The organism is Streptacidiphilus sp. MAP12-33, assembly GCF_041261265.1.
In the GTDB taxonomy this organism is placed as follows: domain Bacteria; phylum Actinomycetota; class Actinomycetes; order Streptomycetales; family Streptomycetaceae; genus Streptacidiphilus.
In genome coordinates this window covers 51,035-65,203 of sequence record NZ_JBGCCA010000021.1, presented here as the reverse complement: position 1 = coordinate 65,203, position 14,169 = coordinate 51,035, and the positions used below count along the sequence as shown (strand labels likewise).

The window sequence follows — 14,169 nt, the reverse complement described above, 5'->3', positions numbered from 1 at the left end:
GCAGGCGGATCAGCGCCAGGCCGAGCAGCAGCACCTCAACAGCGCGAGCGAGGCCAGGCCGAGCGGCTCGGTCCAGTTGCCGCGAGGCGGCGCGGAAGGAGTGCACTGGCCGGCGCACGCTCCTTGCCCGCACGCGGTTTCGGGCGCCCGCCGCCGGGCGATGATCACCCACATGCTGAACACCGTGCCGCAGTTGTCCGCCGGGGTGCGCGAGGCGCTGGCGAAGGGCAGGCCCGTCGTCGCCCTCGAGTCCACGATCATCAGCCACGGGCTGCCACGCCCGGACAACCTCCGCCTCGCCTTCGAGCTGGAGGAGATCGTCCGCGACGGCGGAGCCGTGCCCGCGACGGTGGCCGTGCTCGACGGCGTCGCCCGGGTGGGTCTCGGCAAGGAGGAACTGGAGCGGCTCGGCCTGGAGGACGGCCTGCGCAAGCTGGGCGTGCGCGATCTGGCACCGGCCGTGGCCCTCGGCGTCAGCGGCGCGACCACGGTCTCCGCCACCGCCCACCTCGCTGCCCGCGCCGGCGTGCGGGTCTTCGCCACCGGCGGCCTCGGCGGGGTGCACCGCGACTGGGTCAGCGAGCAGGACGAGTCCGCCGACCTCGGACTGCTGGCCCGCACCCGGATCGCCGTCGTCTGCGCGGGCGTCAAGTCGATCCTCGACGTCCCCGCCACGCTCCAGCGGCTGGAGACGCTGAGCGTCACCGTGGCCGGCTACCGCACCGCCGAGTTCCCCGGGTTCTACCTCACCAGCTCCGGCCTCCCGGTCGACTGGACGGTGCAGGGCCCCGACGAGGCCGCCGCCCTGATGCGCGCCCAGGACGCCCTCGGCACCGACCACTCGGCGCTGATCGTGGCCAACCCGGTCCCGCCCGAGCAGCAGCTCGACCCGGCCCTGCACGACCGCGTCCTCGCTGACGCCCTCGCCGCCGCCCGCCGCGCCGGCGTGACCGGACAGGCCGTCACTCCGTTCCTGCTGGCCCACCTCGTCGAGCACACGGACGGCGCCTCCCTGCGCGCCAACCTCGCCGCCGTGCGCGGCAACGTCGCCCTCGCGGCGCGCATCGCCTCCGCCTACGCGGCCGGATGACCGGCCGCCTGCTCGTCGTCGGGGACCTGGCCACCGACGTCGTGGCCGTGCACCAGCGCCCTCTCGCACCCGCCACCGACACACCCGCCCGGATCGTGCTGCGGCCCGGCGGCGCGGCCGCCAACGTCGCCGCCTGGGCCGCCGCGGCGGGCGCCCACACGACCCTGCTCGCCCGCGTCGGCGCCGAGTCCGTGCTGGGGCACGAGGCGGAACTCCGCCACGCCGGCGTCCATCCCGTCCTGCGCGCGGACCCCGACCGGCCCACGGCTGCCATCGTCTGCCTCGTCGACGCTACGGGGGAGCGGACGATGCTCAACGACCGCGGCGCGAGCGCGGCGCTCGGCCCGGCCGACTGGGACGACGCCTTGCTCGACGGCGTCGCGCGCGTGCACCTCTCCGGCTACCTCTTCTTCTCCGCGCCCGGCCGTGACCTCGCCGCCCACGTCCTGCGCACCTGCCGCACACGGCACCTCCCGGTCAGCGTCGATCCGGCCTCCGCAGCCCCGCTCGCGACGCTGGGCACCGACGCCTTCCTCGACCTGACGGCGGGTGCCGACCTGCTCTTCCCCAACCAGGACGAGGCCCGCCTGCTGACCGGCCGAGCCGACGCGGATGAGGCGGGCGCGGACCTGTCCCGGCGAGCGGGAGCGCTGGTCGTGGTCAAACGCGGCGCGGACGGCGTGGTCCTCTGCGAGGACGGCACCGTCCTCGGGAGCGTCCCGGCGCCCGCCGCCCTGGCCGTCGACACGACCGGCGCGGGCGACGCCTTCGCCGGCACCTTCCTCGCCGCCCGCCTCACCGGCGCCGCCCCGCTCGCCGCCGCCCACGCCGGCTGCGCGGCCGCCGCCCACTGCGTCACCCGCCCGGGCGCCCGCCCGACCTGAGGCACGCCTCCGCCCGGGGCGTGAGCCGGCCGCGCCGTGGACAGCAGCAGCCCAGGATCAGGATCTTGGTCGCTCACCTGCTCCAGACGTCCGTGACCGGGGTGCGCTTCGCGCTCTCGCCGACGGGCGTCAGGCCGTAGGCGGCCTCCAGGGTGCGCAGCAGGCGGTAGTGGTCGAGCAGTTCGCCGTAGTGGCCGGGCTTGACGCGGGCGCCGGCCATCAGGGTCGGGATGTGGTTGTCAGCACCGTTGTCGTCCTCGTCCCAGGTGACGACGAGCAGGCTGTCGTGGGTGCGTGCCCACGCGGCGTAGCCGGACAGGTGGGTGCGCAGCCAGTCGTCGCCCTGGCGGACGGTGCCGTCGTGCATGTCGTGCTGAAGGTTCGGGACCACGAAGGAGAGAGTGGGCAGCGCCGCGTATCCGGCGGCGTCCGTCGGGAACGCGGCGAAGGTGCGGTTGTCGGCGGCCGGGATGTCCGCGAAGTTCACCCACGGGTTGTGCTTGCGCGCGTAGTCCCCGGCCGTGCAGCCGGTGAAGCCGGTCGCGGGCATCGACTCCGAGTACCCCGCGAAGGTGAGCCCGGCGCCGAGCAGCTCGGAGCCGAGCGTCGGGCCGGTGAAGGCGTGCGGGCACGAGTCGTCGGTCAGGCCCTGGGTGGAACCGGAGAAGAGGGCGAGGTAGTTCGGCTCGCTGGGGTGGGCCACCGCGTACGAGGCGGTGAAGGAGGCGCCCTCGGCAGCCAGGGAGTTGAGGTACGGCGCGTCCCCGCTGCCGATCACCGCCTGGTAGGGGTGGTTCTCCTCGACCACGACCACCAGGTGCTGCGGCCTGGGCACGCCGCCACCCGCGACGGCTGAGGCGCTCGCCCCGGCCTGGGCGGACAGCGACGCGGTCACCCCGGCCGGCTCGGCGGGGCCACCGGAGGAGCACGCCGCGAGACCCAGCAGCCCGAGAAGGGCGGCGAGCGGGAGAACGGCACGACGTGGGCGGATACGCATGCCGTCAGTCTCCCGCACGCCGCCGGCTCTCGGCGCGAACGGCCCGCCGCCGCCTTTCGTTCAGGCCTCGCTCCGGCTGGTGGCGGAGCCACCCGGCCGCGCGCCCGGCGGCGCGACCGATGTTCGGGCCGCGCCGGGCCGTGTGGTGGAGCTGTCGGCGCGCTACCGCCGGAAGCGCCGGCCCGAGGCCAGGAGTTCCGGCACCGTTGCCAGCTTCACCCGGGGTCGTCCGCTCTCCTCGCCGCGGGCGCGTTCCGCGCGGTCTACCGCGCGCCACTGCCGCAGTCCCATCGCGTCCGGCTGCCGGCGCCGGACCAGGCCCGCGAAGTCCTGGATGCGGTGGGCGGGTTCGGGCAGCAGCGCGGCCGCCGCGTCGTCCAGCAGCGCGTTCACGGTCTCCTGCGCGCAGTCGCGGTTCGCACCGATGCCGCCGGACGGGCCGCGCTTGGCCCAGCCCACGACGTAGGTGGCCGGCAGCGGCAGGCCCGTCGCCAGGTCGACGACCCGGCCGCCCTCGTGCGGGATCGTCCCCGAGGTCTCGTCGAAGGGCAGGCCGGTCACCGGGACCCCCCGGTAGCCGATCGAGCGGACCACCATCCCCGTCGCGATGACCGACTCACCTCCGTCCGGCCCGGTCACGCGCAGCCCCTCGACCCGCGCGTGACCGAGCAGCTCCACCGGCGTCGCCCCGAACCGCAGCACGATCCGCCGCCGCCCGACGGGTGGCGCCGCGCCCCAGTCCACCGCCTCGACGGGCACCCCGGCCAGCAGCGCCGCCTTCGAACCCGCCGCCGTGCCGTCCACCGTGCCGTCCGTCGCGGCTTCCGCCGCCACTGCGGCGGCGATCGCCTCCCGCACGCCCGGTTCGTCGGCCACCACCACCTCCACGTCCGCGAGGTGAGCCAGCGCCAGGAACTCCGGCTCCGTCCACGCCGCGTGCTCCGGCCCGCGCCGGGCCAGCAGCACGACCTCGCGGACGCGGCTGTCGCGCAGCGCGGCCAGCGCGTGGTCGGCGATGTCCGTCGTCGCCAGCGTGTCCGGACGGGAGAGGAGGATGCGGGCGATGTCCACGGCCACGTTGCCGTTCCCGACCACGACGACCCGCTCCGATCCCGGAGCGGTGCCCGATCGCAGGTCCACCGCGTCGGCGGGTACGCCCGGGTGGGCGTTGTACCAGCCGACCAGCGTCGTCGCGGGCAGGCTGCCGGGCAGGTCCTCGCCGGGCAGGCCGAGGCGGCGGTCGCCCGACGCGCCGACCGCGTAGACGACCGCGTGGTGGTAGGCCGCCAGGTCCTCGTGCGTGAGGTCCTCGCCGACCGTCACACCCAGGTGCATCCGCAGCGCGGGGTGGTGGAACGTGGTGGCGAAGGACTCGCCGATGCGCTTGGTGGACTGGTGGTCCGGCGCCACGCCGTGCCGCAGCAGGCCGCCCGCGACCGGCAGTCGGTCGATCATGGTCACCCGCGCGCCGGTCGTGCGCAGCAGCAGCTGCGCGGTGTAGCCGGCGGACGGGCCGGTGCCGACGACGGCCACCGCGAGCTCGCCGAAGCCGTCCGGCAGACTGCGCGGGAAGTCGGGCGCGCTCCACGCGTGGTCCGTGGGGTTCGCCTCGTACCAGCGGCGGTTCAGCTCCGCGTACGGCTCGTCCGGTCCGGTCAGCCGGTCGACGGGGAAGATCGCGTCGACCGGGCAGGCGTCCGCGCACGCGCCGCAGTCGATGCAGGCGGCGGGGTCGATGTAGAGCATGTCGGTGGAGCCGAAGCCGGGCTCACCGGGCGTCGGATGGATGCAGTTGACCGGGCAGACCGACACGCAGGAGGCGTCGTTGCAGCAGGTCCGGGTGATCGCGTAAGCCATGGCGGGTGGTGGGGTTCCTCGCGGTGCGGCGGGCGGGGGAGTGGGGGCGGCTCGGACAGGCCTCTGGCCGTCAGAGCATGTCGAGCTGCCGGTAGATCCCGGCCGCCGGACGGGTCAGCAGACCGGCCTCGGCGAGGAACGCCATCAGGTGACGCGAACTGGTGCGCATCATGGACTTGCGGTGCTGGTTGGCCCGGACCTCGGCGAGCGCGCGTTCGGTGTCCAGACCGGCGGCGGCGTAGACGCCCTTGTTGACCATGCTGGAGACGATCACGAACGCGGCCGCGGCCACGCCGAAGCCGTTGGTCTTCCGGCGCGCCGTGCTCACCCCGCGCAGCCGCTCGCGGATCTCCTGGCGGGCGAACTTCATGTGCCGGGACTCCTCGACGACGTGGATCCGCGAGGTGCCGCGCACGATCTCCAGCACGTTCTCGCCGCGCATCCAGTCGCGCTGCATCACGTCGAGGACCTCCTCGGCGACGAGGATGCCGCCGTAGGCGAGCTCGGCCCGAGCCAGCGCCTTGAAGCCGCGGCCGGCCTCGGCCCAGAAGCGGGCGGGCCTGTACTGCGGCACGCCCATCTTCTCGCAGGCGCGGGCGAACATGATGGAGTGCCGGCACTCGTCGGCGATCTCGGTCAGGGCGAAGCGGAACTGGGAGTTGGCCGGGTCCTTCAGGTACTGATCGCGCAGCACCATCTGTTGCAGGATCATCTCGAACCAGATGCCGGTCATCATGATCGAGCCGACCTCGTGACGGGTCAGCGTGACGCGCTGCTGCTCGCTCATCTCCTCCCACAGGCGGGTGCCGTAGAGGGTGCTCCACTCGGGGTTGAGGCCGTAGTGGTGCTCGGGCAGCGGCGCGTCCCAGTCGATCTCGACGGCCGGGTCGTAGGAGAGCGTCGCGGCGGAGTCGAGCAGCCGCTTCGAGACGTCGTCGTCCGCAGTCGTGTGCGCTGTCATCGATCCCTCCGGGTGACTCTCGGCCTGGGCCTCGCTGCCCTTGTTGACAGAAATTACAACAAGAGCAGGGCGGGAGGAAGCCCCCGCGCCCTGCCTTCGGGACATGAAGGCAGAGCGCGGCCCAATAACCGGGACATGCACAAGTCTTGACGTGTCCTTCCATGCGGCGGGAACATGCCAACGGCCGTGGGAGAACGCTCTCCCGCCACTCCGCCCGACCCCCACCCGGAGGAGCCGCATGCCGTCACGAGCCGCACGTTCACGACCCGCCCGCTCCCGTCCCTCCCTCGCCCGGCGCCTGGTCTCCCTGCTGGCCACCGCCGCCGCGGGACTCGCCCTGCTGCTCACCGCCCCCGTCGGCGTGGCCCACGCGACCACCGTGCCGGGCGCGCCGTCGGGCTGGCAGACCGTCTTCAGCGACGACTTCTCCGGCGCGTCCGGCGCCGCGCCCTCGGGCAACTGGATGTACGACACCGGACCGGGCTCGAACTTCGGCACCGGCGAGATCGAGACCATGACCAACTCCGCCGCCAACGTCCACCTCGACGGCAGCGGCCACCTCGACATCACCGCCCTGAGCGACGGCAACGGCAACTGGACCTCCGGCCGGATCCAGACCACCAGCGCCAACGTCGGCGCCCCGGCCGGCGGCAAGCTGGAGGTCACCGCGTCGATCCAGCAGCCCAACCCCGGCTCGGGGCTCGGCTACTGGCCGGCCTTCTGGATGCTCGGCCCCGGCCAGTGGCCCGAGAACGGCGAGATCGACATCATGGAGGACGTCAACGCCCGCTCCCAGCTGGCCGGCACGATCCACTGCGGCACCTACCCGGGCGGCCCGTGCAACGAGGGCAACGGGATCGGCAGCGGACTCACCGCCTGCAACGGCTGCCAGACGGGGTATCACACCTACTCGATGATCCTGGACCGGACGAACACCTCCGCCGAGACCATCACCTTCTACCTCGACGGCACCCAGTACTTCCAGGTCGCCGAGTCCCAGGTCGGCACCGCCACCTGGCAGCAGGCCTTCGACCACAACCTGTCGATCATCTTCGACCTCGCGATGGGCGGCGGCTTCCCCAACGGCGTCTGCAACTGCACCACCCCGACCTCGGCGACCACGTCGGGCGCGACCATGAGCGTCGGCTACGTCGCCGCCTACACCACGACCGGCAGCGGCAGCGGCAGCGGTGGCGGCGGGGGAGGGGGCGGTGGTGGCGGGGGAAGCCAGGTCACCGGCTACCAGGGCCTCTGCCTCGACGACCGCGCGGCGAGCACCGCGAACTTCAACCCGATCCAGGTCTACACCTGCAACGGAACCCCCGCCCAGCAGTGGACCTTCGTCCAGGCCGGCACCACCCTGCACGTCCTCGGCAAGTGCCTGGACATCAACGGCGGCGGCACGGCGAACGGCACCACCGTCGACCTCTACGACTGCAACAACACCGGAGCCCAGGTCTGGATCCCGCAGTCCAACGGTGAGCTCTACAACCCCCAGTCCAACAGGTGCCTGGACGACACGGGTTACGGCGGCTCCGGCACCCAGGCCCAGATCTGGGACTGCGCCGACACCGCCAACCAGCAGTGGACCATCCCGTGACCCGACCCGACCCGACCAGACCAGACCTGACCTGACCTGACCCGGCTCGCTCCTGGGACGGCTACGGCTACGGCTTCCGAGCCGCCAGCACGTAGCCGTCCCGGGTGCTCGCGCCGACGGGGGCGCCCGGTTCCGGGCGCCACTCGCCCGGCGGCACGATGCCGGGCTCGGCGAGCTCCAGGCCCTCGGCGAAGCGGGCGAACTCCTCGCGGCTGCGGGGGCGGATCCCCACGCCGCCGCCGCGGTAGGCCGAGCCCGCGCGGCCGACCTGGTCCGGACTCGCGTCCGCGGTCGCGTGGCTGAGCACCAGCCAACTGCCCGAGGGGAGCGCGTCCAGCAGGGTGCGCACGATGCCGTACGGGTCGTCCTCGTCGGCGAGGAAGTGCACCACCGCGCTGAGGACCAGGCCGACCGGGCGGGTCAGGTCCAGCGCCGGATCGGGGCCGGCCAGGCACTCGTGGGCCAGGATCGCCTTCGGGGCCCGCAGGTCGGCGGCGAGGAAGTCGATACGGCCCTCGGACGTGCTGTTCAGCAGCGCGCGGGTGTGGGCGAGCACGATCGGGTCGTTGTCGACGTAGACGATCCGCGCGGCCGGGTTCACCTCCTGCACGATCTCGTGCAGGTTGGGGCTGGTGGGAATCCCCGAGCCGATGTCGAGGAACTGCCCGACGCCCTCCTCGGCCAGGAACCGGGCGGCCCGCCCGAGGAAGGAGCGACCGGCCCGCACCACGTCGCGCAGGCCGGGGAAGGCCTCCAGCGCCTTGGCGGCGATCTCACGGTCGGGGGCGAAGTTGGTCTTGCCACCGAGCAGGTAGTCGTACATCCGCGCCGACTGCGGCCGGTCGGTGTGCAACTCGATCCGAGGGACCGGCTCCTGATGCACGGCAGTGCTCATCCACCCGCCCGGACCCCACTGCTCCTCGGCCATCGCCGCCGCCCCTCCCGGCTCGTCACACGACGTCAAAGCTCCGTACTCGGACGGAACTTGGGTCATGCTAGTGCAGCGAGTGGATCACGTCGACGGCCGGCCGCCGCTACCGAAGCGGGCCGGGATCGTTGCACCGGACATGAAGACCATCGCGCCGCCCCTCACCCTGCTCACCCTCGCCGCCACCGCGGCCCTGACCGGCACCGCCGCGGCCGACACCCCTCCGGGCATCCCCACCGGACCGGCCCCGACGGACGTCTGTGCCCAGCAGCTCGCCGCCGCCCCGGTCGTGGGCCAGATGACCGGCACCCTCCACAGCGCCTGCACGAGCGCGGCCGGCGTCAGCAACCTCACCCACCACCCGCTCGGCTGACCGGCCGGGCTCAGCCGCCCATCCGCAGCGGGACGAGTTCGAACGCCGAGGCGTAGCGCACCCCGAGGCGTGAGCCCGCCATCCGCAGCATGGCGTCCAGGAACTCCCCGGGGTCGGCCATGCCGTGGTCGCCGAGCCCGGCGAGGTACGCCTTGTGCTCCGCCAGCGAGGCGACGCCGAGCGCGAAGAAGTCCGTCACGTCCACGCCGTGACGGGACTCCGGCGAGCCCGCGGCCAGGAGCATCCGCACGCCGTCCCAGGGCTCCAGGCCCTCGTCCAGCAGTTCGCGGAAGACCCAGCGGTTGCCCGCGTCCCGCACCGCGTCGAGCGTGGCGCGGCCCGCCGCGATGTGGTCGGCCTGGTTGGGGAAGACACCGCCGTAGGTGTCGCGGAAGTTGGTGGTGATCACCACGTCCGGGCGGTGGCGGCGCACCAGGCGCGCGATGTCGCGACGCAGGGGCAGGCCGTACTCCAGCACGCCGTCGGGGTGGTGCAGGAACTCCACCACGTCGACCCCGACCGCCGCCGCCGAGGCGATCTGCTCGGCCTCGCGCAGCGGCCCGCAGCGCTCCGGGTCCATCCCGTCGATGCCGGCCTCGCCGCTGGTCACCATGGCGTAGACGACACGCTTGCCCTGGGCGGTCCACCGGGCGACGGCCGCGGCCGCGCCGTACTCCATGTCGTCCGGGTGCGCGACCACCGCGAGGGCGGTGGCCCAGTCCTCGTCGACGGTTTCCAGCGGCGGTGGTGCCTGCTCGTTCACGACTGCCTCCCGGCGGGTCGACGCGGTCCGGTGATCTCCACTCCGACGCTACCCACCACCGGCCCGGCTTGTCGCGCGCGACGGGCCCACCGCCGCCGGCCGTCGCTGGTCAGGCCTTGGCGGCCTGGATCCGGACCATGTTGCCGGAGGGGTCGCGGAAGGCGCAGTCGCGCGGCCCCCACGGCTGGTCGATCGGCTCCTGAAGGACCTCGGCACCCGAGGCGCGCACCTTCTCGAACGTCGCGTCCACGTCGTCGGTGCTGAACACGGTGATCGGCAGGACGCCCTTGGCGAGCAGCTCCTGCATGGTGTCGCCGTCGGCCTGCGAGCGGCCCGCGTGTGGCTCGGACAGGACGATCTCGAGCTCCGGCTGGTCGACGCTGCCCAGCGTCACCCAGCGGTAGCCGCCCGCGGCGACGTCGTTCTTCAGCGCCAGGCCCAGTGCGTCCCGGTAGAAGCCGATCGACTCGTCCACGTCGTTGACAGTGATGTGGCAGTACTGCAAAGCGATGGTCATGCCGTTCACGTTAGGGCGCGGGGGGCCGTGCTGCTTCTCCGATCCTGCTCACTGTCGGCCGGGTTCGCTGTCGGCTGGTTTCGCTGTCGGCTGGGTTCACCCCGCTCGTTCAGGTGACCTCCGGCCCGGTCGGGCCGGGTGCGACGCCGTGCACCGGGCACCGTGGGCGCCCGGCGGGAACCGCGTGGTCGCGCCCCGGCGTCCCCGTCGGCATGCAAGATCGATACCTGTACCTCGCCCGCCATGGCGAAGCCACCCCCGACGAGGGAGAGCTCACGGACGCGGGGCGGCGGCAGGCGCAACTGCTGGGCGAGCGCCTGCGCGGCGTGCCGTTGGCGGCGGTCCACCACGGCCCGCTGCCCCGCGCCGTGCACACCGCCCGACTGGTCGGCGAGCAGGTTCCGGCGGTGCCGCTGCGCGAGTCCGAGGCAGCGGGCGACTACGTTCCCTACATCCCGGAGGCCGAGGAGCTCCCGGGGGATTTCGCCGACGTCCTCTCGGCGCGGTTCGCCTCGGTGACCGCCGAGCAGCGTGCGCGCGACGCGGGGCTGGCCCGACGGGCGATCGAGGAGTTCACGGGGCCGGCCGCCCACGGGGACGGACCTCGTCACGAGCTCGTCGTCACCCACGCGTTCCTCATCGCCTGGCTGGTGCGGGCCGCGATGGAGGCACCGCTCTGGCGCTGGACGGGGCTCAACCACGCCAACGGGGCCCTCACCGTGATCCGCTACAGCCCGGCCCGGCCCGCCGCGGTCCTGGTCTACAACGACATGAGCCATCTCCCGGACGACCTGCGCTGGACCGGGTTCCCCGCACAGCTGCGCACACCGTGCTGAGGCGACAGCACACCGGCCCGCAGGCCCGGCCCGGCCCGCTCACTCCGGGCGGGGAGCCTTCGTCGGCCGGGTGCGCACCATCGCCACGCAGCCGGGCATCAGCGCCACCGCGCTGTGGTCGCGCTCGCGGTAGACGCTCGGCGGCTCGCCGACGATCTCGGTGAACTTCGAGCTGAACGACCCCAGCGACGTACAGCCCACCGCCATGCACGCGTCCGTCACGCTCATCCCGCCGCGGAGCAGCGTCATCGCCCGCTCGATCCGGCGGGTCATGAGGTAGCTGTACGGCGTCTCCCCGTAGGCCGCCCGGAACTGCCGGGAGAAGTGCGCGGGCGACATGAGTGCCTGCTGCGCCATCGTCGGCACGTCCAGCGGGCGGGCGTACTCGCGGTCGATCAGATCCCGCGCCCGGCGCAGGAGAGCGAGGTTGGCCAGCTCCTCCGGGGTCATACAACGGACGCTACCACCGTGCACCGACAACGAGGCCGCGGTTCAGTTCGCCGGGTTGCCCGTCGAGCCGGGGCCGAACGGCGTGACCTCGAACGTGCCCAGGCAGACGGTGATCCGGCCAGGGAAGACCAGCGAGGCGCGGCTGCCCGGCGGGTAGATCCGCAGCGAGACCGAGGTCGGCAGGCACTGGGACGGGTCGTTGGACTGTCGGTTCACGGTGTGGATCGTGTCGCTCGCCGACGCGCCGGGGGCGAGCACCACGGGCTGCTCCGGCAGGTAGGTGTACGTCGCCGGAACGCCGATCTGGTGGCCCGAGGCGTCCAGCAGCGACAGCCCCGGGAAGCCGGTGACATGGCAGGCGGTGGCGCTGTGGTTGGTGACCACCAGATACGTGTAGATCTGGCCCGCGCCCGCGTTGCCTGCCCCCAGCCGGGGGGTCAGCTGGGCGGCCGTGCACAGCGGGGTCCCGGCGGGGGACGCGCTGGCGGACGGCCGGGTCGTGGGCGTGGCCGACGCGGCGGCCGAGGAGGGCGCCGACGCCGAGGGGGTGGCGGGGACGGACGGTGCCGCGCTGGGGGTGGTGCCGGACGGCAGCGGCCGGGGCGTGCCGGACAGGCTGGGTCCGGGGGAGGCCGGCGGGGTGACCACGACGGCGGGCCCGTGCGGGACGAACGCCCCGGTGAGGTAGACCGCCAGCGCCACCGCGCCCATCCCCGCCGTCGCCCCGAGCGCGGCGCGTCGCCGTCTGCGCCGCGCGGCGCGCTGCCGCACCTGCGCGAACGCGCCCTCCGGGATCGGCATCGGCTCGACGGGGGTGTTGTGCAGCTCCGCGAACGGATCGTCGTCCGCGCCCGCGCCGCCCTCGCGGTCGAAGCGGTCAGCGGATCCGGTCATGGGACCCTCCCAGGGTCGCGCGGAGCAGTTCGCGGGCGGTGTGCAGGTCGGACTTGACGGTGCCTTCGCTGCGGCCGAGCCGGTGCGCCACCTCGCGCACCGGCAGGTCCGCGAAGTAGTACAGCAGCACCGGGTCGCGAAGTCGCTCCGGGAGGGAGGTGACCAGCAGGCGCACCGACGGGTCGTCCCCGTCGACGACCTGCCGTTCGGCCTCCCGCCGTCCGGCGAACCGCAGGGCCCGCCGTTCGCGCTCCATCTTGCGCCAGTGGTCGCGCACCAGGTTGGCCGCGGTCACGTAGAGGAAGCCGGTGGGCTCCTCGACGGTGGTCCAGCGGGCCCACAGCCGGGTGAACGCCTCGGCCGCGATCTCGTGGGCGGTGCCGTCGTCGTCGACCAGACGACGGCACCAGCCCGCCAGCCGCGGGTAGAGGCTGCGGAACAGCTCCGCCGCCTCCTCCTCGCGCGCGTCCGCGCGGGCACCGCGCTCCTTGCGCTCCTTGCGATTCGCGGTGACCGCCCCCCTCGTGGCGTCGGGCCTGGATGCGTGCGGCCCGACGTTCGTCCGCAGTCCGATGCTCAGGACCCGGCTCCGGTGAGGGAGGCGTAGACGATCACGTTGTCCGGATAGCCGCCGCCGCTCTCGTGCGGGCCGCCGCACGTGATGAGACGCAGCGCGGGCCGGTCGACGTTCCCGTAGACGGCCTGCGTCGGGAACGCGGACTTGTCGACGGTCTGGACCCGGTCGACGGCGAAGACCGCCGTCGAGCCGTCCCGGCGCCGGATCTCGATCCGGTCGCCCGGGTGCAGCCGGTCCAGGTGCAGGAAGACCCCGTCGCCGAAGCGGCCCACGGTGACGTGCCCGAGGATGACCGAGGGACCGGTCTGTCCGGGCGTGGGGGAGCCGTCGTACCAGGCGGCCGGGGCGTTCGCCTCGATCGGCGGCACGCCGACGGTGCCGTCGGCGTTGAGGCCGACGGACATCACCTGCGCGTTCACGCCGATCGCCGGGATGGTCAGGCCGACCGGTACCGAGCGGGCCAGCGGCGTGGCGCCCGCCCCCGTCTGCGGCGGGGCGGTCGCGGTGACGGAGGAGCCGCCGGCCCCGGCCGGGGTGGCGGCCGGGTGCGAGGCGCACCCGGCCACGAGCAGGGCGGCCGCCGCGAGAACGGCGGCGGCCGCGACCGCCCGACCCTGACCGGCCCGGTGAGCCGCCATCAGCCCCGCGCCCGCGAGCGGCGGGCGCGCGTCAGCGCCACGCTCGCGCCGCCGCCGACGACCAGGAGCGCGCCGGCGCCGACCGCCAGCATGCCGGCGGAGCCGCCGCCGGAGGTGGGCGCCTGTCCGGTGTCCGGGGCGCCGCTGGGCGTGGCGGTGACCTCCGAGCCGGGCGTGGCCGACGCGGCGGCGGACGGCTCGCCCGACGGGGCGCTCGACGCGCTGGCGGACGCGCTGGGCTGCGGGCCGTTCGCGACCAGCGGGGTGACGCTGAAGGTGTTGTTGCAGATCGTCAGCTTCGCGGGGATCACCAGCGAGCCGCGGTTGCCCGGCGGGTAGACGCGCAGCGCGGTGGACTGCGGGCGGCACTCGTTGGGGTCGTTGGTCATCCGGTTGGTGGTGTGGATGGTGGTGACCGCGGAGGCGTGGGGCGCGAGGACGACCGCGCCGTAGGACCTGGGCTCGTGGGTGGCCGCCGCGCCGATCTGCGCGCCGTGGGCGTCGAGAACGGACATGCCGGGGTAACCGCTGAGGTGGCAGGTGCGGGAGCTGTGGTTGGTGAGCACCACGTCGCGGTAGATCTGGCCCGCGCCCGCGTCGCTGCCACCCAGCGAGCCGGTCAGCTGGGCGGTGGTGCACATCGGGGTCGCGGTCTGCGGCTCGGCCCCGGCGGCCGGGGCGAAGGCGAGGGCGGCGGCGCCGAGCGCCACCGAGGCGGCGCCGGCGGCGAGGGCTTTCCTGCTGCTGTGCATGTGCGTGCATCTCCCTGGTCGAACGATGGTGTCGAGCGGCAGGAGAGACGAC

At 73.9% G+C, this 14,169-nt stretch carries 16 protein-coding genes; 5 read left to right on the top strand and 11 right to left on the bottom strand.

Going from position 1 to position 14,169, the window contains the following annotated elements; translation table 11 throughout:
• The first annotated feature begins 172 nt into the window (after nt 1–172).
• Together ABH931_RS21315 and ABH931_RS21310 are read left to right on the top strand one after the other, a co-directional pair.
• Nucleotides 173–1,090, top strand: coding sequence for a pseudouridine-5'-phosphate glycosidase (locus ABH931_RS21315; RefSeq protein WP_370115558.1), 918 nt, complete (start codon nt 173–175; stop codon nt 1,088–1,090).
• The gene (locus tag ABH931_RS21310; protein ID WP_370115556.1) at nt 1,087–1,974 is read left to right on the top strand and encodes a carbohydrate kinase family protein; all 888 of its coding nucleotides are present in this window, start codon (nt 1,087–1,089) and stop codon (nt 1,972–1,974) included. Before ABH931_RS21315 ends, ABH931_RS21310 begins: the two co-directional genes overlap by 4 nt.
• 73 nt (nt 1,975–2,047) lie before the next feature.
• Here the strand turns inward: ABH931_RS21310 and ABH931_RS21305 are convergent, their stop codons facing one another.
• The 3 genes from ABH931_RS21305 to ABH931_RS21295 form a co-directional block, all read right to left on the bottom strand.
• Nucleotides 2,048–2,971, bottom strand: coding sequence for an alkaline phosphatase family protein (locus ABH931_RS21305; RefSeq protein ID WP_370115554.1), 924 nt, complete (start codon nt 2,969–2,971; stop codon nt 2,048–2,050).
• Between the two features lie 162 nt (nt 2,972–3,133).
• Complete coding sequence (locus ABH931_RS21300) at nt 3,134–4,828, bottom strand: FAD-dependent oxidoreductase (protein WP_370115552.1); 1,695 nt, start codon at nt 4,826–4,828, stop codon at nt 3,134–3,136.
• 70 nt (nt 4,829–4,898) lie between these two features.
• A complete protein-coding gene (locus ABH931_RS21295) occupies nt 4,899–5,789 on the bottom strand; it encodes a diiron oxygenase (RefSeq protein WP_370115551.1) in 891 nt (296 codons plus the stop codon).
• Between the two features lie 238 nt (nt 5,790–6,027).
• Here ABH931_RS21295 and ABH931_RS21290 point away from each other — a divergent pair, with 238 nt between their 5' ends.
• Nucleotides 6,028–7,389 carry a ricin-type beta-trefoil lectin domain protein gene (locus ABH931_RS21290; protein ID WP_370115549.1) on the top strand — a complete coding sequence of 454 codons (1,362 nt, stop codon included), beginning with the start codon at nt 6,028–6,030 and terminating at the stop codon, nt 7,387–7,389.
• A 67-nt stretch (nt 7,390–7,456) separates the two neighbouring features.
• Here the strand turns inward: ABH931_RS21290 and ABH931_RS21285 are convergent, their stop codons facing one another.
• Complete coding sequence (locus tag ABH931_RS21285; RefSeq protein WP_370115547.1) at nt 7,457–8,284, bottom strand: SAM-dependent methyltransferase; 828 nt, start codon at nt 8,282–8,284, stop codon at nt 7,457–7,459.
• Between the two features lie 172 nt (nt 8,285–8,456).
• On the opposite strand from ABH931_RS21285, the gene ABH931_RS21280 reads away from it, so the two are divergent.
• Complete coding sequence (locus ABH931_RS21280; protein WP_370115546.1) at nt 8,457–8,690, top strand: hypothetical protein; 234 nt, start codon at nt 8,457–8,459, stop codon at nt 8,688–8,690.
• Nucleotides 8,691–8,700: 10 nt separating this feature from the next.
• Here ABH931_RS21280 and ABH931_RS21275 read toward each other — a convergent pair whose 3' ends face one another.
• Together ABH931_RS21275 and ABH931_RS21270 are read right to left on the bottom strand one after the other, a co-directional pair.
• On the bottom strand, nt 8,701–9,453 hold the full coding sequence (locus ABH931_RS21275; protein ID WP_370115544.1) for a PIG-L deacetylase family protein: 753 nt from the start codon (nt 9,451–9,453) through the stop codon (nt 8,701–8,703).
• 109 nt (nt 9,454–9,562) lie between these two features.
• Complete coding sequence (locus ABH931_RS21270; RefSeq protein ID WP_370115542.1) at nt 9,563–9,970, bottom strand: VOC family protein; 408 nt, start codon at nt 9,968–9,970, stop codon at nt 9,563–9,565.
• 212 nt (nt 9,971–10,182) lie between these two features.
• Between ABH931_RS21270 and ABH931_RS21265 the strand changes: the two genes are divergently transcribed.
• The gene (locus tag ABH931_RS21265) at nt 10,183–10,806 is read left to right on the top strand and encodes a histidine phosphatase family protein (RefSeq protein WP_370115540.1); all 624 of its coding nucleotides are present in this window, start codon (nt 10,183–10,185) and stop codon (nt 10,804–10,806) included.
• A gap of 39 nt (nt 10,807–10,845) precedes the next feature.
• Here ABH931_RS21265 and ABH931_RS21260 read toward each other — a convergent pair whose 3' ends face one another.
• The 5 genes from ABH931_RS21260 to ABH931_RS21240 all read right to left on the bottom strand — a co-directional run bounded on the left by ABH931_RS21260 (nt 10,846) and on the right by ABH931_RS21240 (nt 14,117).
• Nucleotides 10,846–11,256 (bottom strand): helix-turn-helix transcriptional regulator, encoded by a 411-nt coding sequence (locus ABH931_RS21260; protein ID WP_370115538.1) that lies wholly within the window; start codon nt 11,254–11,256, stop codon nt 10,846–10,848.
• 42 nt (nt 11,257–11,298) lie between these two features.
• On the bottom strand, nt 11,299–12,150 hold the full coding sequence (locus tag ABH931_RS21255) for a DUF4232 domain-containing protein (RefSeq protein ID WP_370115536.1): 852 nt from the start codon (nt 12,148–12,150) through the stop codon (nt 11,299–11,301).
• Nucleotides 12,134–12,592: an RNA polymerase sigma factor gene (locus ABH931_RS21250; RefSeq protein WP_370115706.1), complete on the bottom strand. Its 459-nt coding sequence runs from the start codon at nt 12,590–12,592 to the stop codon at nt 12,134–12,136. The genes ABH931_RS21255 and ABH931_RS21250 overlap by 17 nt, the downstream gene beginning before the upstream one ends.
• 134 nt (nt 12,593–12,726) lie before the next feature.
• Nucleotides 12,727–13,365 (bottom strand): class F sortase, encoded by a 639-nt coding sequence (locus ABH931_RS21245; protein WP_370115534.1) that lies wholly within the window; start codon nt 13,363–13,365, stop codon nt 12,727–12,729.
• A complete protein-coding gene (locus ABH931_RS21240; protein ID WP_370115533.1) occupies nt 13,365–14,117 on the bottom strand; it encodes a DUF4232 domain-containing protein in 753 nt (250 codons plus the stop codon). The genes ABH931_RS21245 and ABH931_RS21240 overlap by 1 nt, the downstream gene beginning before the upstream one ends.
• Nucleotides 14,118–14,169: the final 52 nt, after the last annotated feature.

What these genes read in the sequence shown, in the direction of transcription:
- ABH931_RS21315 (WP_370115558.1), top strand. Translation starts at nt 173, where the DNA reads ATGCTGAACACCGTGCCGCAGTTGTCCGCCGGGGTGCGCGAGGCGCTG.
- ABH931_RS21310 (WP_370115556.1), top strand. Translation starts at nt 1,087, where the DNA reads ATGACCGGCCGCCTGCTCGTCGTCGGGGACCTGGCCACCGACGTCGTG.
- ABH931_RS21305 (WP_370115554.1), bottom strand. Translation starts at nt 2,971, where the DNA reads ATGCGTATCCGCCCACGTCGTGCCGTTCTCCCGCTCGCCGCCCTTCTC.
- ABH931_RS21300 (WP_370115552.1), bottom strand. Translation starts at nt 4,828, where the DNA reads ATGGCTTACGCGATCACCCGGACCTGCTGCAACGACGCCTCCTGCGTG.
- ABH931_RS21295 (WP_370115551.1), bottom strand. Translation starts at nt 5,789, where the DNA reads ATGACAGCGCACACGACTGCGGACGACGACGTCTCGAAGCGGCTGCTC.
- ABH931_RS21290 (WP_370115549.1), top strand. Translation starts at nt 6,028, where the DNA reads ATGCCGTCACGAGCCGCACGTTCACGACCCGCCCGCTCCCGTCCCTCC.
- ABH931_RS21285 (WP_370115547.1), bottom strand. Translation starts at nt 8,284, where the DNA reads ATGAGCACTGCCGTGCATCAGGAGCCGGTCCCTCGGATCGAGTTGCAC.
- ABH931_RS21280 (WP_370115546.1), top strand. Translation starts at nt 8,457, where the DNA reads ATGAAGACCATCGCGCCGCCCCTCACCCTGCTCACCCTCGCCGCCACC.
- ABH931_RS21270 (WP_370115542.1), bottom strand. Translation starts at nt 9,970, where the DNA reads ATGACCATCGCTTTGCAGTACTGCCACATCACTGTCAACGACGTGGAC.
- ABH931_RS21265 (WP_370115540.1), top strand. Translation starts at nt 10,183, where the DNA reads ATGCAAGATCGATACCTGTACCTCGCCCGCCATGGCGAAGCCACCCCC.
- ABH931_RS21260 (WP_370115538.1), bottom strand. Translation starts at nt 11,256, where the DNA reads ATGACCCCGGAGGAGCTGGCCAACCTCGCTCTCCTGCGCCGGGCGCGG.
- ABH931_RS21255 (WP_370115536.1), bottom strand. Translation starts at nt 12,150, where the DNA reads ATGACCGGATCCGCTGACCGCTTCGACCGCGAGGGCGGCGCGGGCGCG.
- ABH931_RS21245 (WP_370115534.1), bottom strand. Translation starts at nt 13,365, where the DNA reads ATGGCGGCTCACCGGGCCGGTCAGGGTCGGGCGGTCGCGGCCGCCGCC.
- ABH931_RS21240 (WP_370115533.1), bottom strand. Translation starts at nt 14,117, where the DNA reads ATGCACAGCAGCAGGAAAGCCCTCGCCGCCGGCGCCGCCTCGGTGGCG.